Annotated in this window: 17 protein-coding genes; 6 read left to right on the top strand and 11 right to left on the bottom strand. The window is 72.4% G+C overall.

Annotated elements, in window-relative coordinates; all coding sequences use genetic code 11:
• Positions 1 to 30: 30 nt before the first annotated feature.
• The 8 genes from ftsW to rsmH all read right to left on the bottom strand — a co-directional run bounded on the left by ftsW (position 31) and on the right by rsmH (position 10,520).
• A complete protein-coding gene (ftsW, locus tag ACNNMR_RS10010; protein WP_419994189.1) occupies positions 31 to 1,374 on the bottom strand; it encodes a putative lipid II flippase FtsW in 1,344 nt (447 codons plus the stop codon).
• A 176-nt stretch (positions 1,375 to 1,550) separates the two neighbouring features.
• On the bottom strand, positions 1,551 to 2,954 hold the full coding sequence (gene murD / locus ACNNMR_RS10015) for a UDP-N-acetylmuramoyl-L-alanine--D-glutamate ligase (protein ID WP_419994190.1): 1,404 nt from the start codon (positions 2,952 to 2,954) through the stop codon (positions 1,551 to 1,553).
• Positions 2,951 to 4,021 (bottom strand): phospho-N-acetylmuramoyl-pentapeptide-transferase, encoded by a 1,071-nt coding sequence (mraY, locus tag ACNNMR_RS10020; protein ID WP_419994191.1) that lies wholly within the window; start codon positions 4,019 to 4,021, stop codon positions 2,951 to 2,953. The genes murD and mraY overlap by 4 nt, the downstream gene beginning before the upstream one ends.
• Entirely contained in the window at positions 4,018 to 5,439 is a 1,422-nt protein-coding gene (locus ACNNMR_RS10025; RefSeq protein WP_419994192.1) for a UDP-N-acetylmuramoyl-tripeptide--D-alanyl-D-alanine ligase, read from the bottom strand. The genes mraY and ACNNMR_RS10025 overlap by 4 nt, the downstream gene beginning before the upstream one ends.
• Complete coding sequence (locus tag ACNNMR_RS10030; RefSeq protein ID WP_420000317.1) at positions 5,436 to 7,169, bottom strand: UDP-N-acetylmuramoyl-L-alanyl-D-glutamate--2,6-diaminopimelate ligase; 1,734 nt, start codon at positions 7,167 to 7,169, stop codon at positions 5,436 to 5,438. Before ACNNMR_RS10030 ends, ACNNMR_RS10025 begins: the two co-directional genes overlap by 4 nt.
• An 83-nt stretch (positions 7,170 to 7,252) precedes the next feature.
• A complete protein-coding gene (locus ACNNMR_RS10035; protein ID WP_419994193.1) occupies positions 7,253 to 9,184 on the bottom strand; it encodes a peptidoglycan D,D-transpeptidase FtsI family protein in 1,932 nt (643 codons plus the stop codon).
• Positions 9,181 to 9,567: a cell division protein FtsL gene (locus ACNNMR_RS10040; protein WP_419994194.1), complete on the bottom strand. Its 387-nt coding sequence runs from the start codon at positions 9,565 to 9,567 to the stop codon at positions 9,181 to 9,183. The genes ACNNMR_RS10035 and ACNNMR_RS10040 overlap by 4 nt, the downstream gene beginning before the upstream one ends.
• Positions 9,564 to 10,520 (bottom strand): 16S rRNA (cytosine(1402)-N(4))-methyltransferase RsmH, encoded by a 957-nt coding sequence (gene rsmH / locus ACNNMR_RS10045; protein WP_419994195.1) that lies wholly within the window; start codon positions 10,518 to 10,520, stop codon positions 9,564 to 9,566. The genes ACNNMR_RS10040 and rsmH overlap by 4 nt, the downstream gene beginning before the upstream one ends.
• A 267-nt stretch (positions 10,521 to 10,787) precedes the next feature.
• Between rsmH and ACNNMR_RS10050 the strand changes: the two genes are divergently transcribed.
• From ACNNMR_RS10050 to ACNNMR_RS10065, 4 genes are all read left to right on the top strand, one after another.
• Positions 10,788 to 11,342, top strand: coding sequence for a beta-class carbonic anhydrase (locus ACNNMR_RS10050; RefSeq protein WP_419994196.1), 555 nt, complete (start codon positions 10,788 to 10,790; stop codon positions 11,340 to 11,342).
• A gap of 140 nt (positions 11,343 to 11,482) precedes the next feature.
• Positions 11,483 to 12,523 carry an AAA family ATPase gene (locus tag ACNNMR_RS10055; protein ID WP_419994197.1) on the top strand — a complete coding sequence of 347 codons (1,041 nt, stop codon included), beginning with the start codon at positions 11,483 to 11,485 and terminating at the stop codon, positions 12,521 to 12,523.
• Positions 12,523 to 13,887 carry a DUF58 domain-containing protein gene (locus ACNNMR_RS10060; protein ID WP_419994198.1) on the top strand — a complete coding sequence of 455 codons (1,365 nt, stop codon included), beginning with the start codon at positions 12,523 to 12,525 and terminating at the stop codon, positions 13,885 to 13,887. The genes ACNNMR_RS10055 and ACNNMR_RS10060 overlap by 1 nt, the downstream gene beginning before the upstream one ends.
• A gap of 28 nt (positions 13,888 to 13,915) precedes the next feature.
• The gene (locus tag ACNNMR_RS10065; RefSeq protein ID WP_420000318.1) at positions 13,916 to 16,303 is read left to right on the top strand and encodes a transglutaminaseTgpA domain-containing protein; all 2,388 of its coding nucleotides are present in this window, start codon (positions 13,916 to 13,918) and stop codon (positions 16,301 to 16,303) included.
• Between the two features lie 214 nt (positions 16,304 to 16,517).
• Here ACNNMR_RS10065 and ACNNMR_RS10070 read toward each other — a convergent pair whose 3' ends face one another.
• The 3 genes from ACNNMR_RS10070 to ACNNMR_RS10080 form a co-directional block, all read right to left on the bottom strand.
• Positions 16,518 to 16,958: a DUF3040 domain-containing protein gene (locus ACNNMR_RS10070; RefSeq protein WP_419994199.1), complete on the bottom strand. Its 441-nt coding sequence runs from the start codon at positions 16,956 to 16,958 to the stop codon at positions 16,518 to 16,520.
• Between the two features lie 254 nt (positions 16,959 to 17,212).
• Entirely contained in the window at positions 17,213 to 17,989 is a 777-nt protein-coding gene (locus ACNNMR_RS10075) for a methyltransferase (protein ID WP_419994200.1), read from the bottom strand.
• 49 nt (positions 17,990 to 18,038) lie between these two features.
• Positions 18,039 to 18,509, bottom strand: coding sequence for an SAV_6107 family HEPN domain-containing protein (locus ACNNMR_RS10080; RefSeq protein ID WP_419994201.1), 471 nt, complete (start codon positions 18,507 to 18,509; stop codon positions 18,039 to 18,041).
• Between the two features lie 401 nt (positions 18,510 to 18,910).
• On the opposite strand from ACNNMR_RS10080, the gene ACNNMR_RS10085 reads away from it, so the two are divergent.
• Both ACNNMR_RS10085 and ACNNMR_RS10090 read left to right on the top strand, forming a co-directional pair.
• Complete coding sequence (locus ACNNMR_RS10085; RefSeq protein ID WP_419994202.1) at positions 18,911 to 19,537, top strand: DUF4126 domain-containing protein; 627 nt, start codon at positions 18,911 to 18,913, stop codon at positions 19,535 to 19,537.
• Positions 19,519 to 21,057, top strand: a complete 1,539-nt coding sequence (locus ACNNMR_RS10090) for a phytoene desaturase family protein (RefSeq protein ID WP_419994203.1) — start codon at positions 19,519 to 19,521, stop codon at positions 21,055 to 21,057. The genes ACNNMR_RS10085 and ACNNMR_RS10090 overlap by 19 nt, the downstream gene beginning before the upstream one ends.

A 21,057-nucleotide genomic window follows, 5' to 3' on the forward strand; every position in this document is an offset into this window, starting at 1 on the left:
TCACCGCTCTCCGGACGGACGCCTGATTCGTCAGGCGCGCCGTCGCATCGACTTCCTTCTCACCCGGGACAGCTTCCCAAGGCCCTTCAGCCGGCCAGGCTGCTGTCTCATGGCCAGTGCCGCCCGCGCCGCCGGATCATCGCGCGCGAACGCGATGAGCAGACCGATGGCGAACATCGTCGGCAGCAGCGCGGAGCCACCATACGAGAAAAGCGGGAGCGGGACCCCGGCGATGGGCAGCAGCCCCAGCACCGCACCGACATTGACCACGACCTGCGCCGTGATCCAGGTGGTCACGCCTCCCGCGGCATACCGTACGAAGGGGTCCTCCGTGCGTCCGGCCACGCGGATACCCGCATAGCCTAGAGCCGCGAAGAGGGTGAGCACCGACAGCGTCCCCGCGAGGCCGAGTTCCTCCCCGGTCACGGCGAAGATGAAGTCGGTGTGCGGTTCCGGGAGTTCGCCCCATTTTTCCACACTTGCGCCGAGGCCGGAACCGAACCATCCCCCGGACGCCAGTGCGTAGATGCCGTGCAGGCCCTGCCAGCAGATGTCGTTCGGCCCCGGTTCCGTCGCGCCGATGCAGCTGAGGCGGTCCATGCGGTGCGGGCTCGTCTTCATGAGGAGCAGGCCGATGGTCGCCGCGGCGGCGAGGGTGAGCGTAAAGAGGCGGGTGGGGGCGCCTGCCACCCACAGGAGGCCGAAGAGGACCGCGGTCAGGATGATCGCGGTGCCCATGTCGCCGCCGAGCATGATCAGGCCGAGCAGGAGGAGCGCTGCGGGGACCAGCGGGACCAGCATGTGCTTCCACTGGGTGAGCAGGTTCTTGTCCTGTTTACGGGCGAGCAGGTCGGCGCCCCAGAGGACCAGGGCGAGCTTCCCGAACTCGCTCGGCTGCAGCTGGAAGGGCCCGCCGAGGGAGAGCCAGTTGGTGTTGCCGTTGACCGTATGCCCTATCCCCGGGACCTGGACCAGGGACATGAAGAAGACGGAGACGGTGAGGAGCGGGTACGCCATCGCCCGGTGCGCCTTCACGGGGAGGCGGGAGGCGAGGAGGAGCAGTCCGGTGCCGAGGACGGCGGCGATGAGCTGCTTCTTGAAGTAGTACGTGGAGGAGAGGCCGTATTCGAGGGCCTTGATCTGGGAGGCGGAGAAGACCATCACGAGGCCTAGGACCGTGATGAGGAGGCTGCCGCCGAGGAGGAGATAATAGGCGGTCAGAGGGCGGTCCCAGGCCCTTCTCGCCTGCGCGATCCCGCGTTGGACGCGTGCGACCGCCGTCGGGGTTGCGCTCGCCGTGCGAGGGCGGTTGCCGCGGGGGCGGGGTGGGCGCGTGCCGCTGCCGCGGCGGGGCTTCGTGGGTGGGCGGGTCATGCGATGTGCCCCAGACCCGCCCCTACCCGAATCTCTGGGGGCTCCGCCCCCAGACCCCCGATATCGGCGCTGCGCGCCTCGTCCTCAAACGCCGGACGGGCTGGAGAGTGCGTCCCGGCCTTGGCCTTGAGTGTCATCGCTACCCCTCCGGGCCCCGCCGCCGGGGCACCCGGGGCTCAGGCCATTTCGCGTACTGCTGCGGCGAACATGTCGCCGCGAACGTTGTAGTTGGTGAACATATCCATCGAAGCGCATGCGGGCGCCAACAACACGGTGTCGCCCTCCTCCGCGAGTCGCGCCGCCTCCCCGACCGCCGCCGCCATCGCACCCTCGTCCGTACGGTCCAGGTCCACCACCGGAACGCCGGGAGCGTGCTTCTCCAGGGCCTCGCGGATCAATCCGCGCTCCGCCCCGATCAGGACGACCCCGCGCAGCCGGCCCGCCGCATTCGCGACCAGGTCGTCGAAAGTCGCGCCCTTCGCCAGGCCGCCCGCGATCCACACAATCGAGTCGTACGAGGCCAGCGAGGCCTCCGCCGCATGCGTATTCGTCGCCTTGGAGTCGTCCACGTACGCGACGCCCGCCACATCCGCCACGTGCGCCATCCGGTGCGCGTCCGGGCGGAAGGCCAGCAGGCCCTGCCTGATCGCCGCCGGGGCGACCCCGTAGGCGCGCGCGAGCGCCGCCGCCGCAAGGGCGTTGGCGATGTTGTGCGGCACCGTGGGGTGGACGTCGTCCACCGAGGCCAGCTCCTGGGCGTTCTGCTGCCGGTCGTCCACGAAGGCGCGGTCGACCAGCAGGCCCTCCACCACGCCCAGCTGGGACGGGGCAGGCGTGCCCAGGGTGAAGCCGATGGCGCGGCAGCCCTCCACCACGTCCGCCTCGCGGACGAGGTCCTCCGTGGCGGGGTCGGCGACGTTGTAGACGCAGGCGACCTGATTGCCCTCGTAGATGCGGCCCTTGTCCGCCCCGTACGCCTCCATGGAGCCGTGCCAGTCGAGGTGGTCGGGGGCCAGGTTCAGGACCGCCGCCGAGTGGACGCGCAACGACGGGGCCCAGTGGAGCTGGTAGCTCGACAGCTCCACTGCCAGGACGTCGTACGGCTCGTCGCCCAGGACGACGTCCACCAGCGGGACGCCGATGTTGCCGACCGCCGCCGTGCGCAGGCCGCCTGCCGCCAGCATCGACGCCAACATCTTCACCGTCGTCGTCTTGCCGTTCGTGCCGGTGATCGCCAGCCAGTCGGCCGCGTCCGGGCCGCGCAGCCGCCAGGCCAGCTCGACGTCGCCCCAGACCTCGACGCCCGCCGCCGCCGCGGCGAGGAAGAGCGGGCTGGTGGGCTTCCAGCCGGGGGTGGTGACGACCAGTTCCGTGCCCGGTGGCAGTGTCTCGCCGTCGCCGAGGCGGACCGTGAGGCCCAGGGCCTCCAGCTCCGCCGCCTGGCCGCGGGCCCGGTCGTCGTCGCTGCCGTTGACGACCGTGACCTTGGCGCCGAGGCGGTGCAGGGCCTTGGCCGTCGGTACGCCGGAGACGCCGAGGCCGGCGACGGTGACCGACCGGCCCGCGAAGTCCTCGCTCACTTACCCGCTGCCCATCCCGCGTAGAAGATGCCGAGTCCGGTGATCACGAACATGCCCTGGATGATCCAGAATCTGACCACCACAAGGACTTCGCTCCACCCCTTCAGCTCGAAGTGGTGCTGGAGTGGCGCCATTCTGAAGACCCGCTTGCCGGTCATACGGAACGAGCCGACCTGGATGACCACCGACATGGTGATCAGGACGAAGAGGCCGCCGAGCAGCGCCAGCAGCAGTTCGGTACGGGAGACGATGGCCAGGCCCGCCAGGGCGCCGCCCAGGGCGAGCGAGCCCGTGTCGCCCATGAAGATCTTCGCGGGGGACGTGTTCCACCACAGGAAGCCGAAGCAGGCGCCCATCAAAGCCGCCGCCACGACCGCCAGGTCGAGTGGATCTCGTACGTCGTAACAGGCCGCCGGGTTCGTCAGCGACTCCGCGTTGATGCAGGACTCCTGGTACTGCCAGACGCCGATGAAGACGTACGCGCCGAAGACCATCACCGACGCGCCCGTGGCCAGGCCGTCGAGGCCGTCGGTCAGGTTCACGCCGTTGGACATCGCCAGGATCATGAAGAGCGCCCAGATCACGAAGATCACCGGGCCCAGGGTCCAGCCGAAGTCCTGGGTGAAGGACAGCTTGGTGGACGCCGGGGTCAGCTGGCGCTTGTCCTCGAAGTTCAGGGCCAGGATGGCGAAGGAGATGCCGACGATGAACTGGCCGGCCATCTTCGCCTTCGCCCGCAGGCCGAGGCTGCGCTGCTTGACGATCTTGATGTAGTCGTCGAGGAAGCCGACCAGGCCGAGGCCCGCCATCAGGAAGAGGACCAGCAGGCCCGAGAAGCTCGGGGAGCTGCCGGTGATCAGTTTCGTCAGCGCGTACGCCACCAGCGTCGCCAGGATGAAGGCGATGCCGCCCATCGTCGGCGTGCCGCGCTTGCTGTGGTGCGCCTGCGGGCCGTCGTCGCGGATCATCTGGCCGTAGCCGCGCGAGGCCAGGAGCCTGATCAGCAGCGGGGTGCCGATCAGGGAGAAGAAGAGCCCGAGGGCTCCGGAGAAGAGGATTTGCCTCATCGGGCAGCGGCCTCCTGGTCTTCTTCCTGCAGGAGCGCCTCGGCGATTCGCTCCAGGCCGACGGACCGCGATGCCTTCACCAGCACCACATCCCCCGGTCGCAGCTCGCCGCGCAGCAGCTCGATCGCCGCATCGGCGTCTGACACGTGCACCGACTCCTCACCCCACGAACCCTCGTTCTTGGCGCCCATGTCCAGCCAGGCGGCCTCCTGGCCGCCGACCGCCACGAGCTTGCTGACGTTGAGCCGTACAACTAGCCGGCCCACCCCGTCGTGCTCGGCCAGCGATTCCCCGCCGAGCTCGGCCATTGTGCCCAGCACCGCCCAGGTCCTGCCCCCCTGGTCCTTGGGGCCCCGGCCCATGGCGACCAGCGCGCGGAGCGCGGCCCGCATGGAGTCGGGGTTGGCGTTGTAGGCGTCGTTGATGACCGTGACGCCGTCGGCGCGCTCGCTGACCTCCATCCGCCAGCGGGAGAGCGGCTCCGCCGCGCCGAGTGCTTCGGCGATCTCCTGGGGCGGCAGGCCCAGCTCGTGGGCGACGGCGGCGGCGGCGAGCGCGTTCGACACGTGGTGCTCACCGTACAACTTCATGATCACGGGGGCGGCACCGGACGGGGTGTGCAGGGTGAACGCCGGGCGGCCGTCGTCGGTCAGCCGGACGTCGCCCGCGCGGATCTGCGCCTCCGGGGCCTCGCCGAAGAGGACGACGCGTGCCTGCGTGCGCGGCGCCATGGCGCGTACGAGCGGGTCGTCGGCGTTCAGGACGGCCACCCCGTCAGCCGGGAGCGACTCCACCAGTTCGCCCTTGGCCTCGGCGATCTGCTCGCGGCCGCCGAACTCGCCGATGTGGGCGGTGCCGACGTTGAGGACCAGGCCGATCCGGGGCGGGGTGGTCCGCGCGAGGCTGCGGATGTGGCCGGTGCTGCGGGCGCCCATCTCCAGGATCAGGTACTTGGTGGCGGCGTCCGCCTCCAAGGCGGTCACCGGGTGGCCGATCTCGTTGTTGAAGGAGCCGTATGTGTAGACGGTCGGGCCGAGGCGCCCCAGGAGCTGGGCGAGCAGGTCCTTGGTGCTCGTCTTGCCCGAGGAGCCGGTGAGGCCGACGACGGTGGTGTCTGTCAGGCGGGCGACGACGTGCTGGGCGAGGGCGGCGAGCGCGGCCGGGACGTCGTCGACGACGATCGCCGGTACGCCGACGGGGCGGGTCGCCAGCACCGCGGTGGCGCCGGTCCTGACCGCCTTCTCCGCGTAGTCGTGGCCGTCCACGTGCTCGCCCGCGAAGGCGGCGAAGAGGCTGCCGGGTCCTGCCTTACGGGAGTCGATCACGACCGGCGCGGTGACCTGGGCGCCGGGGTCGGGGGCGTCGTGCAGCGTGCCGCCGGTGACCTCGGCGATCTCGGCGAGGGTCAGCGGGATCATACGGCGCCTCCGGGCTCGGTCTGCGTGGCCGCGTCCGCGGCTGCCGCGTCTTCCGAAGCGGCGGACGCCGCGGTGCCGGCGGCGGCGCCGTCGTACGGCCCGGTCGCGCCGACGGCCACCGCCGCCGCACCGCCCGCTCCCGCCATCCGGCGTCGGATCGCACTGCGCAGCTCTTCGCGGTCGTCGAACGGCCGGACCACGCCCGCCGTGTCCTGACCCTGCTCGTGGCCCTTGCCGGCCACCAGCACCGTGTCACCGGCCCGTGCGCGGGCCACCGCCGCGCGGATGGCCGTGGCGCGGTCCTCGGCGAGCAGGACCTCGCCGCGCTCGTGGATCGGCACCTCGGCGGCGCCCGCGAGCATCGTGGCGAGGATCGCGAGGGGGTCTTCGCCGCGCGGGTTATCGGACGTGAGGATCGCGGTGTCGGCGAGCCGGGCCAGCGCGGCGCCCATCGGGCCGCGCTTGTGCGGGTCGCGGTCGCCGCCGGCGCCGAGCACCGCGTGGATCTTGCCCTCGGTGACCTTGCGCAGGGCGCGCAGGACCGATTCGACAGCGTCCGGCTTGTGGGCGTAGTCGACGACGGCGAGATACGGCTGGCCGGCGTCCACCCGCTCCAGGCGCCCGGGGACGCCGGGCACGGCCGCGACACCCGCGGCTGCCGTAGCCGGGTCGGCGCCCGCGACCGCGAGGGCGGTGATCGCGGCGAGCGTGTTGGAGACGTTGAAGGCGCCGGGCAGCGGGGCCTCGGCGTGCAGGACGACGCCGTCCGGGCCGCGGACGGTGAAGGCCGAGCCGAGCGGCCCGATCTCGACGTCCTCGGCCCGCCAGTCGGCGTCCGGGTGGCCCTCGGCGGAGAAGGTGACGACCGGGATCTCGGACTCGGTGACCAGGCGCTGGCCCCACTCGTCGTCGAGGTTCACCACGCCCTTCTTGGCCCGCGCCTTGGTGAACAGCTGCGCCTTCGCCCGGAAGTAGTCCTCCATGTCCGGGTGGAAGTCGAGGTGTTCGGGGCTGAGGTTGTTGAAGACCGCGACGTCGAAGACGCAGCCGTCGACCCGGCCGAGAACCAGCGCGTGGCTGGAGACCTCCATCGCCACGGCCGAGACGCCGCGTTCGCGCATCACCGCGAACAGCGCCTGCAGGTCGGTGGCCTCCGGGGTGGTGCGCTCCGACTTGATCCGGTCGTCGCCGATCCGCATCTCGACGGTGCCGATCAGCCCGGTCTGGCCGGTGCCCGCCTTCTCCACGATGGCGCGCAGGCCGCCCTCGACCAGGTAGGCGGTGGTGGTCTTGCCGCTGGTGCCCGTGATGCCGATCTGCAGCAGGTCGTTGCCCGGCTCGCCGTAGATCTCGGCGGCCAGCTCGCCCATCCGGCCGCGCGGGTCGCCGACCACCAGCACCGGAAGACCGGTGGCGGCGGCGCGGTCGCTGCCCTGCGGGTCGGTGAGTACGGCGGCGGCGCCGAGGTCGGCGGCCTGGGCGGCGAAGTCGGCGCCGTGGAAGCGGGCGCCCGGCAGGGCGGCATAGATGTCGCCGGGGCGTACCGCCCGGGAGTCGTGCGTGATGCCGGTCGCTGCCACCTCGGCGGCGTCCGCCGGGCCGTCGATGCCGAGCCGCGCGGCGAGCTCCGGCAGCGGGGCGGGCGTCACCCGCGCAGGGCGCGGCGGGCCCGGCGGCGGCGCCGCGGCGGGCGCCGGCGGGTCTTCGTGGGACTGATCAGGGTGGGGCACGGCGGTGAGCGTACCGGGCTCCACCGCCGCGCCGCGAAGCGAGGGGCCCTCCGGCCCGGTCGAGGCGGCGTTCACGGGTGTCCTCACTGCTTCTTCTCGTTCTTTTCGCCCGGTTCGAAGGTCACGGGCAGCCGCGGCGGCTTTGCGCCGGTCGGGGGGACCTGGAGGGACTTCAGCGCGAACTCCATCACTTTCTTGTAGACCGGGCCGCAGACCTGGCCGCCGAAGTAGCTGCCCTTCTTCGGGTCCTGGACGGCGCAGTAGACGGTCACCCGAGGATTGTCGGCGGGCGCGAAGCCGGCGAAGGACGCCGTGTAGCCGCGGTAGCGGCCGGTCTCGGGGTCGACGCGGTTGGACGTACCCGTCTTGCCCGCCGCCCGGTAGCCCGGCATCCGGGCGAGCACGCCGGTGCCCTCCTCGTCGTCCACCACGGATTCCAGCATCTTCGACACGGTCTTCGCGGTCTTCTCGCTGACGACGCGCCGCTGCTTCGGCTCCCCGGACTCGGTGAAGTGCCCGTCCGGGCCCTTGCTGCCGCGGATCAGGGTGGGCTGCACCCGCATGCCGCCGTTGGCGATCGTGGAGTAGACCGAGGCGGCCTGTACGGCATTGACCGAGAGTCCCTGGCCGAAGGGGATCGTGTACTGCTGGGAGGCGTTCCAGTCCTGCGGCTTCGCGAGCAGCCCCGGGCTCTCCGGCAGCCCGAGCCCGGTCTCCGCGCCGAGGCCGAACTTCCGCAGGTACGAGTGCAGCACCTGGTTCGCCTTCTGCTGCGAGTCGCCCAGCTGCTCGGTGGCCAGGATGGTGCCGATGTTGCTGGACTTGGCGAGCACGCCGTTGAGCGTCAGGTACCAGGTCGGGTGGTCGACGTCGTCGTGGAAGACCCGGTCGGCCCGCTGCAGGGTGTTCGGCACCGTCACATGCGTGGAGGGTGCGGCGGCGCCCTCCTCCAGCACGGCGGACATGGAGATGACCTTGTTCACGCTGCCCGGCTCGTAGACATCGGTCAGCGCGGCATTGCCGAGCGCTTCGGGGCGGCTGCCCGAGACGTTGTTGGGGTCGAAGCCGGGGGCGTTGGCGAGGGCGAGGATCTCGCCGGTCTTGTTGTCCTGGACGACCACGTAGCCGCGCTGCGCGTTCGACTTCTTCACCTGCTGGGAGAGGGCGTCCTGGGCGGCCCACTGGATGTCCCTGTCAATGGTCAGCTCGACGTCGTCGCCGGGCTCGGGCGGCACCTCCCGGGATCCGGCCGTGGGGATACGGCGGCCGGCGGACTGTGCGTAGACGAGCTTGCCGTCCTTGCCGGACAGGGTCTTGTTGAAGGTGCCCTCGACGCCGCCGCCGCCCTTGCCCTCGGCGTTGACCCAGCCGAGCATCCCGGCGGCCAGGTCGCCGTTCGGATAGACGCGCTTGGCCTGCTCCTCGGCGAAGACGCCGGCCAGGTAGGGCGCCTTCTCCTTCATCTTCTTGATCTGCTTCCAGGTCTGCGGGGTCTGCTGCCGGGCGAGCCGCACATACCGCGACTTCGGCGCGGCCAGCTTCTTCTCCAGCTCGGCCGCGTCCTTCCCGAGTACGGGCGCGAGCTTCTCGGCCGCGCGCCGCGGGGCGTCCTTGCTCTTGGACTGCTCCGGGGTGAAGAGGAAGGGGTCGGCGGTGATGTCGTACGCGTCGACGTTGGTGGCCAGCAGCGTGCCGTCGCGGTCGGTGATCCGCCCGCGCTCCGCGGCCAGGGTGACGGGCACGTACCGATTGAGCTTGGCCTTGTCGGAGAACTCGGAGGCGTCGACGGCCTGCACCTGCAGCAGCCGGACGGTGAAGATCAGCATGACCAGCGTCAGGCCGACGCTGACCAGCCGCAATCGCGGCCGGGCCGCGGCGAGCCGGAGGCGCTGGGCGGCCGTCTGGCCGCGCTGGGCCGTCGCTTGGCCGCGCTGGCCGGCCGCCTGGCCGCGCTGACCCGGCGCCTGTCCGCCGCGCTGGGCGGGCCGCGGCACGGGCCGCCGGCGCTCGCTCATTCCCCGCTCCTCTCCGGCTTGGGCGCGGGCGCGGACGGCGCCGCGGCCGGGCTCGGCCGCCCGCGCACCTTCCCGCCGGGCTCCAGGAACGCCGGCGGCCCGCCCGGCACCATCCCCAGCTCCCGCGCCCGCCGCGCCAGCGCATCGGGCGCCGAGTACCCGTCGACGACCCGCTGCAGCTCCTGCTCCTGATCGGTCTTCTCGGTCGTCTCATGCTTGAGCTTGTTCAGCCGGAACGACCCCTGATTGACGGCGGAATTGAGCAGCAGCAGCGCAATGAGCCCGGCCCCGAGCAGCACCACGATCAGCAGCACGAACGGCGTCTTCGCCGCCGAGGCACTCCCGCTCGGCACCATCCACGAAAACCGCTGCCGCGACGTCACCGCACCGCCTCCCGGATCCGCTCCGCCCCCCGCAGCCTCGCCGGGGCCGCGCGCCGGTTCTCCTCGATCTCCGCCTCCGTCGGCAGCTCCGCACCGCGCGTGAGGAGCTTCAGCCGCGGCTGGTACTCCTCCGGCACCACCGGCATCCCCGGCGGCGCCGTATCCGCCGCACCCGCCGCGAGGACCTGCTTGACCAGGCGGTCCTCCAGCGACTGATACGACAGCACCGCGATCCGGCCGCCGACCGCCAGCGCGGCCACCGCCGCCGGGATCGCCCGCTCCAGGACCTCCAGCTCGCCGTTCACCTCGATGCGCAGCGCCTGGAAGGTGCGCTTCGCCGGGTTGCCGCCGGTGCGCTTCGCCGCCTGCGGCAGCGCGTCCCTGATCACTTCGACCAGGCGCGCGCTCCCGCTGAAGGGTTCGTTCGCGCGCTCCTTCACCACCGCGGAAACGATCCGCTTCGCCTGCTTCTCCTCCCCGTACGCCCGCAGGATCCGCACCAGCTCGCCCGGCGGATACGTATTCAGCACCTCCGCCGCGCTCACCCCCCGCGTCTGATCCATGCGCATGTCGAGCGGCGCGTCCTGCGCGTACGCGAAGCCGCGGTCGGCCTCGTCCAGCTGCATGGACGACACGCCGAGGTCGAAGAGCACGCCCTGCACCCGCGCGATGCCGAGCCGGCCGAGCACATCGGGCAGTTCGTCGTATACGGCATGGACCAGGCTCACCCGATCGGCGTATTCGGCCAGCCGCTCCCGCGAGAGGTCCAGCGCGGCGGTGTCGCGGTCGAGTCCGACCAGCCGCACCCCGGGAAAGGTCTTGAGCAGCGCCTCGCTGTGGCCGCCGAGGCCGAGCGTACAGTCCACCACCACGGCGCCGGGCGCCTGAAGCGCGGGAGCCAGCAGGTCAAGACACCGCTGAAGCATGACGGGCACGTGGCGTGCGCTGCTCACACTGGCCTCCGAAGCACTCACCCTCCGCTGCAACAGCCCCGCGCGCCCGCGCATCGCGCGCCGGCTGTGCGGCTGGGCCCCGCCCCGCCTGAAGGGGAAGGGGAGGGAGGCCCGGCCGCTGGCGCCACGCGCGTCACCATACCGAAGACGAATCGCAAAATCGGTCAGGCACCCACCCTGGACAGCGCCCCGCGGCCGTACGTGATCTCCGCCTCCCCGACCAGGCCGGTCATGACGCGGCGGCCCGGCCCGGATACCGTTTCAGGCATGTCGATATCCGCGGCCCAGCCGCTGCCCAACCCCTCAGACAGCGACTCCGTCGACAGCCACGCGGTCATCGACCGCCTGGTTGAGGCCAACCGCACGTACGCCGAGAGCTTCACCGACCCCGGCATGGACGCCTCCCCCGTCCTCCGGGTCGCCATCGTCGCCTGCATGGACGCCCGTCTCGACCTGCACGAGGCGCTCGGCCTGGAGCTGGGCGACTGCCACACCATCCGTAACGCGGGTGGCGTGGTCACCGACGACATCATCCGCTCCCTCACCATCAGCCAGCGCGCGCTGGGCACCCGCAGCGTGGCGCTCATCCACCACACCGGCTGCGGCCTGCTGAACCTGACCGAGGAGTTCCGCTACGACCTCGAGGAGGAGGTCGGGCAGCGGCCGACCTGGGCGGTGGAGGCCTTCCGCGACGTGGATCAGGACGTACGGCAGTCGATCCAGAAGGTGCGGACCTCGCCGTTCCTGCTGCACACCGATGATGTGCGCGGGTTTGTCTTCGATGTCCACACCGGTCTGCTGCACGAGGTGGCGCCCTCCTGAAACCATCCTGGACACCCGCTCGTTGACTTTGATTGCGGCAGTCGAGTGACGAAAACGCCCATCGGCAGCAAGAATGCGGTTGTGGTCCCGTGCACAGCGAGCCCACGGGTATCGGGGAGTAATGGGCCGAGGAGGGCCGGGTGACGACGTATGACGAGCGAGCGAACCTCAGCGATCTGACGTCGACCGCGGAGCAGGTGCGGCGGTCGGTCGAGAGCGTCATCGAGGGGAAGCCGGAGGCCGTCAGGCTCTCGCTCACGGTGCTGCTGGCCGAGGGGCATCTGCTCATCGAGGATGTGCCGGGCGTCGGAAAGACCATGCTGGCCAAGGCGCTTGCCAAGTCGATCGACTGCTCGGTGCGGCGGATCCAGTTCACGCCCGACCTGCTGCCGTCCGACATCACGGGCGTGAGCGTCTTCGACCAGCAGCGGCGGGACTTTGAATTCAAGCCGGGCGCCATCTTCGCGCAGATAGTCATCGGCGACGAGATCAACCGCGCCTCGCCGAAGACCCAGTCGGCGCTGCTGGAGTCGATGGAGGAGCGGCAGGTCACCATCGACGGGCAGACGTATGAACTGCCCAATCCCTTCATGGTGGTGGCCACGCAGAACCCCATCGAGATGGAAGGAACGTATCCGCTGCCGGAGGCGCAGCGGGACCGTTTCATGGCGCGGCTTTCCATCGGCTATCCGTCCGCGGACGCCGAGCTGGAAATGCTGGACGTGCACGGCGGCGTCAATCCGCTGGCAGATCTGCAGCCGGTGGCGCACGCGCATGACATCTCCAAGCTGATCGACGCGGTCCGCGGCGTCCATGTCGCCGACTCCGTCCGCCGGTATGCGGTCGACCTCGTCACCGCGACCCGTACGCACCCGGAGCTGCGCCTCGGCGCCTCGCCGCGGGCCACGCTGCAGCTGCTGCGGGCGGCGAAGGCCTCGGCGGCGCTGGCCGGGCGCGAGTTCGTGCTGCCCGACGATGTGCAGCAGCTCGCCGTCGCCGTGCTGGCGCACCGGCTGCTGCCCACCGCGCAGGCGCAGTTGAACCGGCGCACCGCCGAGCAGATCGTCGCCGAGATCCTGCAGCGCACCCCCGTACCGACACCGGACCACGGCGGCCCGTCCCGGCTGCAGCCGCCCCCAGGACCGTACGACCAGCGGGCGCCGGGCTCCCGGGGCTTCTGATGTCGGTCCCGGCGGCCGCCGCCACCGCCACCGCCCCCGAAGCCGACGGCTCGGCATCGGGCAAGGCGGGCAGCGGGCTGCGCGGCGCACTGGCCGCGACCACCACCCGCGGCCGGTCCTTCCTCGCGGCCGGGATCGCCGCGGTGGTCTGCTCGTACGTCCTCGGCCAGTCCGATCTGCTGCGCGTCGGCCTGCTGCTGGCGGCGCTGCCGCTGGTGTGCGCCCTGGTGCTGCACCGCACCCGCTACCGGGTCGCGGGCTCCCGCCGCCTCTCCCCCGCCCGCGTCCCCGCGGGCTCGGAGTCGCGCGTCCACCTGCGCCTCGACAATGTCTCCCGGCTCCCGACCGGGCTGCTGATGCTCCAGGACCGGGTGCCGTACGTGCTGGGCCCCCGCCCCCGCTTCGTCCTCGACCGGGTGGAGCAGGGCGGCCGCCGCGAGGTGTCCTACCGGGTGCGGTCGGACCTGCGCGGCCGCTATCCGCTGGGGCCGCTGCAGCTGCGGCTCACCGACCCGTTCGGGATGTGCGAGCTGACCAGGTCCTTCTCCGCGTACGACACCCTCACGGTGGTGCCTCGCACCGAGGCCCTGGCGCCCGTCCGCCTCTCCGGCGAGACGACGGGCTTCGGCGACGGCCGCCACCGCGCCCTCGCCCTCGCGGGCGAGGACGACGTCATCCCGCGCGGCTACCGGCACGGCGACGACCTCCGCCGCGTCCACTGGCGCTCCACCGCCAAGTACGGCGAGCTGATGGTGCGCCGCGAGGAGCAGCCGCAGCGGGCCGGCTGCACCGTCCTGCTCGACACCCGGGCGGACGGCTATTACGGCGCCGGCCCCGACTCCGCCTTCGAATGGGCGGTCTCCGGCGCCGCTTCGGCCGCGCTGCACATGCTGGAGCGCGGCTTCTCGGTCCGCCTGCTCACCGACACCGGCGACAGCGTGCCCGGGCCCGACGCCCTCGGCGGCGCCCAGCAGAGCCCGGAGTCGGCGGACGCGGCCGGGCTGATGCTCGACACCCTCGCCGTGATCGACCACTCCGACGGCGAGGACATCTCGGCGGCGTACGACGTGCTGCGCGCCGGGCACGAGGGGCTGCTGGTGGCGTTCCTCGGCGAGCTGGACGAGGAGTCGGCGGCGACCGTGGCCCGGATGCGGCAGCGGACGACCGCGGCGGTCGCGTTCGTGATGGACAGCGCCGCCTGGGCACAGGACGGCGAGCCGTCCGCCACCGACGACCATGTGCGGCTGCTGCGCGAGGCGGGCTGGACGGCGCTTCCCGTACGGCCGGGACAGCCGCTGCCCGACCTGTGGCGGCAGGCCGAGCAGCACACCAGCCGTATCCAGGGGACGAAGGCGGGGGCTTAGGCACTATGCGTGAGGTGGGGCGGGGATGCTGAGCGGACGGGCCCGGCTGGCGGTCTGCGCGGCGGCGGCGACGCTGCTCGCGGGCACCGCCCTGATGCCGCTGACGGACGGCGCCGGCTGGTACTTCCAGGCGGTCTTCCTGGTCGCGGTGGTCACCGGCGCGGGCGCGCTGGCCCGCCGCATCCCCCTGGCCAGGCCGCTGACGGTGCTGGCGCAGGTGGTCATCGCGCTGCTGGTGCTCACCCTGATCTTCACGCCCGGGCAGGCGCTGGCCGGGGTGATCCCGGGCCCGCAGTCCATCGACGAGTTCAGCCAGCTCTATCAGGAGGGCGCCGACGACGTCTCCCGGTACGCCATCCCCGCCCCCGTATCCGACGGCATCCGGCTGCTGCTGCTCAGCGGCATCGCGGGCGTGGCGCTGCTGGTGGACGCCCTCGCCGTCACGTATCGCAGCGCCGCCCCCGCCGGGCTGCCGCTGCTGGCGCTGTATTCGGTGGCGGCCGGGCTCAACCAGGACGGCACCCGCTGGATCTGGTTCCTGCTCGCCGGGGCCGGCTATCTGCTGCTGCTCCTCGCCGAGGGCCGCGAACGCCTCGTGCAGTGGGGCCGGATGTTCGGCGGCGGCGTGCCCCGCACCCCCACCGCCGACCCGCTCGGCGACGGCGGGTCACGGCCGGTCAGCCCGGTCCGTACCGGCCGCCGGATCGGCGCCATGGCGCTGGGCATCGCGCTGCTCACCCCCGCGCTGCTGCCGGAGCTCAGCGGCGGCCTGCTCGACGGCCGCGGCGGGGGCGGCGGCCAGGGCTCGGGCGGCGGGACGGTCTCGGCCGTGAACCCGATCGTCCGCCTGCAGCAGTCCCTGAACCAGCCGGAGAACCGCGAGGTGCTCCGCTACCGCACCTCCGACAAGCGCACCGACCGCGATGTGTACATGCGCTTCGTCGCCCTCGACCAGTTCGACGGCACCTCCTGGACCACCGCCAAGCGCGACATCCAGGATGTCCCCGAGCCGCTCCCGCGCCCCGTCGGCTACACCAACCCCGACGTGAAGGCCGATCAGGTCAGCCTCGATGTGAAGGTCTCCGACTGGTATCGCCAGCAGTGGCTGCCGATGCCGTATCCGGCGCTGCGGGTGAGCGTGCGCGACGGCTGGCGGTACGAGCCCGAGGCCCGGTCGGTGATCGGCGACCGCGGCCGGACCACGGCGGGCACCGACTACCAGCTCACCAGCCTGCAGCTGGAGCCGACCGCCCAGCAGCTCGCCGCGGCCCCAACGGCGCCCGAGCCGCTGCGCGAGGAGTACACGCGGGTGCCGAGGTCGCTGCCCGGCGAGGTCGCGGCCCAGGCCCGTAAGATCACCGCGGGCGACGCCAGCGACTACGACCGGGCGGTGTCGCTGCAGCGCTACTTCACCGAGAACTTCGAGTACTCGACCGAGGTCGCCCTCAACCCGGACGACCCGCGCGCGATCGTCAAGTTCCTCCGTAACAAGGAGGGCTTCTGCGTCCACTTCTCCTTCACGATGGCGGCGATGGCCCGCACCCTGGGCATCCCCGCCCGGGTCGCGGTCGGCTACACGCCGGGCGACGTCCAGGGCGACAACTCGATGTCGGTGGGCCTGAAGGACGCGCACGCCTGGCCGGAGCTGTACTTCCAGGGCATCGGCTGGACCCGCTTCGAGCCCACCCCCACCCGCGGCGAAATCCCCGACTACACCGTCGAGCAGACCCCGTCCGGCGGCAGCCAGCCGAGCGAGAGCGCCCCGGAGCCCTCGGAGAGCGCGGACCCGTCCGCCTCCCCCTCGGCCTCCACGAGCGACTGCCCGGCGGCACTGCGCCGCTCGGGCAACTGCGAAACGGACGACCAGGAGTCGGGCGCGGCACCCGGCGGCGACTCCGGCTGGCCGACAGGCGGCACGATCGCCGCGGCCATAGGGGTAATCGCCCTACTCTTCCTGCCCGCCCTACCCATGCTGTGGCGCATCAGAGAACGCCGCCGCCGCCTCACCTCCGGCGACACCCTCCACGCCTGGCGCGAACTAACAGACTCCGCCTGGGACTTCGGCCTCTGGCCGGACGAGGCCCAGACCCCCCGCACCACCGTGTCCCGCCTGGTCCGCTTCGCGTCGCTGGACGCGGACGCCCGCACGGCGGCGTATCGCGCGGCAGCAGCGGTGGAGCAGATCCTGTACGCCCCCTCCCCACGCCCGGTGACAGGCCTCGCTGACGACGTACGGCAGGTCCGCGCGGCCCTGGCGACCAGCTCAACCCGCTGGGCCCGGATCCGGGCGACGGCGGCCCCACGGTCAGCGGTACGGATCCTGTGGGCCTGGTCCGCCCGCTGGACGGCCCTCACGGACCGGTGGCTCAGGAGCCTGCGCGGCTGGCGCCGCGGGGCATCGGAAGGAAGCGCGTAGAAAACCGAGGCCGCCGGCCGCCCTCCCAAGGAGGGGCCGGGGTGGAACGACGCCGCCGAAAAAACCCATAGCTCGGCGGCGGCCGACCACCACGTTTTTTCGGTGGTGTCGTGGAACCCCGGCCCCGGCCCACAACCCAAACCGGGCGCAGCGAAACGGGGCGGGGCACCACTCGATGCCCCACCCCGCTCCGCCGGAACCTAGAGCAGCAGTCTCACTGCTGCTCATCGCGGCGACGCTGCCACCGCTCCTCGATCCGGTTCATCATGGAGCGGCGCTGCCGCCCCTGGCGGCGCGAACCGCGGGGAGCACGCGAAGGCGGCGAAGAACCGGCGGCCGCACCGCCGGAGGCCTCCGCACCCTCGGCCTGCTGCTCACCAGGCTTCGCGGCCTTCCTCCAACCGGTTACGGCCAGCACCGCACATCCCAGCATGACGAGGAAGCCCACCACGCTGACCCAGATCTGCTGCGCGACCATTCCGGCCATGAGGAGGGCGATACCCACCAAGAAGCCGGCGACTGCCTGGTACACCCGGCGCCGGGTGTACGTCCGCAGCCCGCTTCCCTCAAGCGCTGTCGCGAATTTGGGATCTTCGGCATACAGCGCTCGCTCCATCTGCTCGAGCATGCGCTGCTCGTGCTCCGAGAGCGGCACGGAGTCCTCCTACTCGTCGGTCGCGGGGGGCTGGCCCGGACCGGGGATGTCCCCTTCAGGATATGCAGGGAACCGCCCCCGTGAAACCGCCCCTCAACGCCAAATCCGCCGATCCGCCAAGCCGGACCGTGTCTCGTAATGATACGGGGCGATGCGGCCGAACGGGTGGTACCCCGGTTGAGTGAGGTCCACGGCACCTCTGCCTGACCTGTGCCCACCCCGGCGGAAAAAATCACTTCAGCGCCGCATCCAGGTCACTTCCGGGTAGCAAGCACGTGCAGCCGACTCGCCACGGAGTGGAAATCCGGGCGCGCCGCAGCAGCCCGCTCCAGCTCCAGCAGCGCCTCGGCGGCCTGCGGCTCCTGCTCCTCCAGCCCACCGACGAGGTCGGAGAAGATCCGTACGCCATGCACCGACCGGACCTCAAGACCGGCATCCCCGACCAGCCCGGTCAGCTGCTCGGCCGTGAACCGCCGCGGCACCGGGTCACCCTCGCCCCAGCGCCCATCCACACCGGTCAGGGCCCGCCGGGCATCCGAGAAGTGACCGGCCAGAGCCCGCGCCAGCACCGCACCGCCGAGCCCAGGCGCAAGCACGCTGAGCAGCCCGGACGGCCGCAGCGCGGCTGCCGCATTGCGCAGCCCCTCCGCCGGGTCGTCGACGTACTCCAGCACGCCGTGGCACAGCACCGCGTCGTACCCGTCGCGCTCCGCGACGTCGAAGAGCCCGTGCACATCGCCCTGCACCCCGCGCACCCGCTCGGCGACGCCCGCGTCGGCGGCGCGCCGCTCCAGGGCGAAGAGCGCGTTCGGCGACGGGTCGACGACCGTGACGCGATGGCCCAGCCGGGCCACCGGCACCGCGAAGTGCCCGGCCCCGCCGCCGGTATCCAGCACGTCGAGCTGTCGCCCTGGCTCCGCCGTGCCCCGCCCGTCCAGCGCCTCCCGGAGCACCTCCCAGACCACGGCGCTACGCATCCAGGACCGGCCCGCCTGCGGGTCGGCTTCTCGGTCGTTCGGCTCAGCGGACATCGGCCTGCTCCTAAGGGCGTCGCGGGGCGCGCACCAGCTTAGACGGGCCTCAGGCCCCTTCCGCATCGCCCTGGCGCGGCAGCATCGGGTCGACGACGAGCATCCGCTCCACGATCCGGACGAACATCCCGGCCTCGCGCATCAGATCGTCGGCGTCCCGCCAGCTGACCGCTCCCTGTATGCCCGCCTCGGCCCGCGCCCGCAGCCGGGCCCCGGCGGCGAACAGGGCGCTCCACTCGGCCAGCTCAGGAGCCGCCTCCGGCAGCACCTCCCAGGCGCTGCGGATGCGCTTGCGCCTGCTGCGCGGGGGCTCGGGGCTCGCGCGGACCGCGAGTACCGCCGCGGCGGTACGCAGCGCGGCGAGATGCGCGGTGGCATAGCGCTCATTGGCCGTCTCCAGCACGGCCGCCTCGTCCAGGGCGGCATGCGCCTGGGCGAGCAGCTCGAGCGCCGCACGGGACACGGGCGCGCGACGCGGCACGGATTGGGGGGCCGCTCGGCGTGTCGACTTGACTGCCATGACGAACCTCCTGTCGTTCGTATGTGCCCATAGTGCGACACGCCACTGACAATCGGCCTTGACCTGGCGGTTTCTAGGGATGAGCGCGGACGCCTGAGTACGCGTACCTAGTCCATGAGATGAGTACGGACGCGGATGGGACCGCCCTCCCCCGGCGGGCAGAGTTGTGCTCACGGCAAGGCCGAACGGACCGACACCGCCGACACGGGGCGGCGGAGCCGGACCAGGAAGCCCGGCCGTAACGGGGACGGGGGAGGAAACCGGGGGCGACCCCGGGGGAGAAAAAGCGCCGTCCCGGCGCGGAGCGACGGGGGATCGTTCCGCACCGGGGCGGCGCGCTCGCGTCTCCGGCCCCCCGGCACCGGCGGGCGAGCTCCCCCATCCCGGCCTAAGATCGCAGCGTGTCCGTGCTTCCCCTGGTCTTCACCAGCGGCTGGGCCAGCGGGGTCAACGCCTACGCCGTCGTCCTGCTCCTCGGCCTGCTCGGCTCCGCCGGGATCACGGACGAGGTGCCCGAGTCCATGCAGCGGCCCGAGGTGCTCATCACGGCCGGGATCCTGTTCCTCTTCGAGGGCGTCGTCGACAAGGTCCCGTATCTCGACTCCCTCTGGGACACGATCTCCACCCTCATCCGCCCCGCCGTCGGCAGCGGCGTCGCCGCGCTCCTCGCCGGCCAGAGCGGCTCCATGGAGGAGCTGTCCGCCGGCGCCGTCGGCGGCACGACCGCCCTCGCCAGCCATGTCGTCAAGACCGGCACCCGAATGGCGATCAACGCCTCCCCCGAGCCGGTCAGCAACTTCCTGATGAGCACCGCCGAAGACCTCGGCGTAGGCACCCTCGTCACCCTCGCCGTCTTCTATCCCGTGGCCGCCGCGGTCATCGCGGGCCTCCTGCTCCTCATCGGCTTCGTTCTCCTCATCCTCCTCGCCACCCGCATCCGCCGCTTCCGCCGCCGCAGACGCGAGCGCCGCCAACAGCGCGCCCTGGACGGCCGGATAGGGTCCAGGCCATGGCACAGATTGCGGTAATCGGCGCCGGAATGGGCGCCATGGCCGCGGCCGCCCGGCTGGCGACCGCGGGCCACCAGGTGGCCGTGTACGAGCGCACCTCCACGTACGGCGGCGGGGTGCGCCGCTTCGAGCGCGCCGGCTTCGGCTTCGATACGGGCCCGGGGCTGCTGCACCTCCCCGCGGTCCAACGCGATCTGTTCATCAAGACCGGCCGCAAGCCCCTCGAACAGTGCGTCTCCCTCACCACCGTCGACCCGGCCGCCCGCCACCTCTTCCCCGACGGCACCGAGGTCGCCCTCCCGAACGCCTCCCAGGCCGGCGTCACCGCCGCCCTGGACGCCGCACTCGGCCACGGCACCGGCGACCGCTGGGCGGCGATGCTCGGCCGCGGCCGCGCCGCCTGGGACGCCACCCGCCGCCCGCTGCTGGAGGAGCCCCTCGCCGCCGACTGGCGCGCGGCGGGCCTCGGCGACGACCCGTACCCGCCGGTGACCGGCCGCCGCGGCCTGCTCCGCCGCCGCCACCAGCAGCGCTCCCGGCGGCTGGCGGAGATCGGCGAGCACGAGCTCGCCGACCCGCGGCTGGCCGCGCTGCTGGAGAGCCAGGCCCTCGCCCACGGCTTCGACCCGCGCACCGCGCCCGCGAGCGCGGCCGTGCTGCCGTACATGGAGCAGACCTTCGGCGCCTGGTACGTGCACGGCGGCATCCGTGCCCTGGCCACCGCCGTGTACGAGCGCTGCCTCGAACGCCGCGTCAGCTTCACCTTCGACGCACCCGTCGCCGCCCTGGTCCGCAAGGAGGACGGGGTCGCCGGCCTGGAGCTCGCCGACGGCACCGTGGTGGACGCGGACGCCGTCGTCGCCGGGGTCTCCCCCGGCCGGCTCGACGCGCTGGGCGCCGAGGACGCGGCCGACGACCCCGGCGATCAAGGCTCAGAGCCGGAAGCGGACGCGCAAGTAGGGATGCCCGGCCGCGTGGTCGTCTGCCTCGCCCTGCACGGCACCCGCCCCGCCGACGCCGCGCACCGCACCGTCGTGCACACCCCCGACCGCGCCGCCGAACTGGACTGGATCTTCCGCCGCGGCCCGCTGACCACGGCCGCCCCGACCGTGACCGTGCTACGTCCCGACGACCCCACCCAGCGCCCGGACGACGACCACGAGGCGGTGACCCTCACCGCGACCGCCCCCGACTGGAACTGGTCGGAGCCGGGCGTGGCCGAGGACTTCGCCGACCGCATGCAACAGGCTGCCGCAGCCGCGCTGCCGGGCCTTGCGGAAAGGATCCTGTGGCGCGAGGTCCGCACCCCCGCCGACACGGAGGCGGAGACGGGCGCGGGCGGCGGCGCCGTGCCGGGGCCCGCGCTGGCGGGCGCCCGCGGCGCCTATCTGGTGCAGCGGAACGCGACCCGGCTGCCGGGCCTGTACGCGGTGGGCGGCTGGTCGCACCCGGGCGGCGGGCTGGCGCACGCGGGGATGTCGGGGACGCTGGTCGCCGGGCTGATCACGGAAGGCGCGGATTTCCGCGGCTCTCAATAG

The organism is Streptomyces boninensis, from assembly GCF_048572725.1.
Lineage (GTDB): Bacteria > Actinomycetota > Actinomycetes > Streptomycetales > Streptomycetaceae > Streptomyces > Streptomyces boninensis.

Excerpts from the sequence above, each read along its gene's own strand:
- ACNNMR_RS10025 (WP_419994192.1), bottom strand. The coding sequence starts at position 5,439 with ATGATCCCGCTGACCCTCGCCGAGATCGCCGAGGTCACCGGCGGCACG.
- mraY (WP_419994191.1), bottom strand. The coding sequence starts at position 4,021 with ATGAGGCAAATCCTCTTCTCCGGAGCCCTCGGGCTCTTCTTCTCCCTG.
- ACNNMR_RS10080 (WP_419994201.1), bottom strand. The coding sequence starts at position 18,509 with ATGGCAGTCAAGTCGACACGCCGAGCGGCCCCCCAATCCGTGCCGCGT.
- ACNNMR_RS10050 (WP_419994196.1), top strand. The coding sequence starts at position 10,788 with ATGTCGATATCCGCGGCCCAGCCGCTGCCCAACCCCTCAGACAGCGAC.
- ACNNMR_RS10090 (WP_419994203.1), top strand. The coding sequence starts at position 19,519 with ATGGCACAGATTGCGGTAATCGGCGCCGGAATGGGCGCCATGGCCGCG.
- ftsW (WP_419994189.1), bottom strand. The coding sequence starts at position 1,374 with ATGACCCGCCCACCCACGAAGCCCCGCCGCGGCAGCGGCACGCGCCCA.
- ACNNMR_RS10060 (WP_419994198.1), top strand. The coding sequence starts at position 12,523 with ATGTCGGTCCCGGCGGCCGCCGCCACCGCCACCGCCCCCGAAGCCGAC.
- ACNNMR_RS10075 (WP_419994200.1), bottom strand. The coding sequence starts at position 17,989 with ATGTCCGCTGAGCCGAACGACCGAGAAGCCGACCCGCAGGCGGGCCGG.
- ACNNMR_RS10035 (WP_419994193.1), bottom strand. The coding sequence starts at position 9,184 with ATGAGCGAGCGCCGGCGGCCCGTGCCGCGGCCCGCCCAGCGCGGCGGA.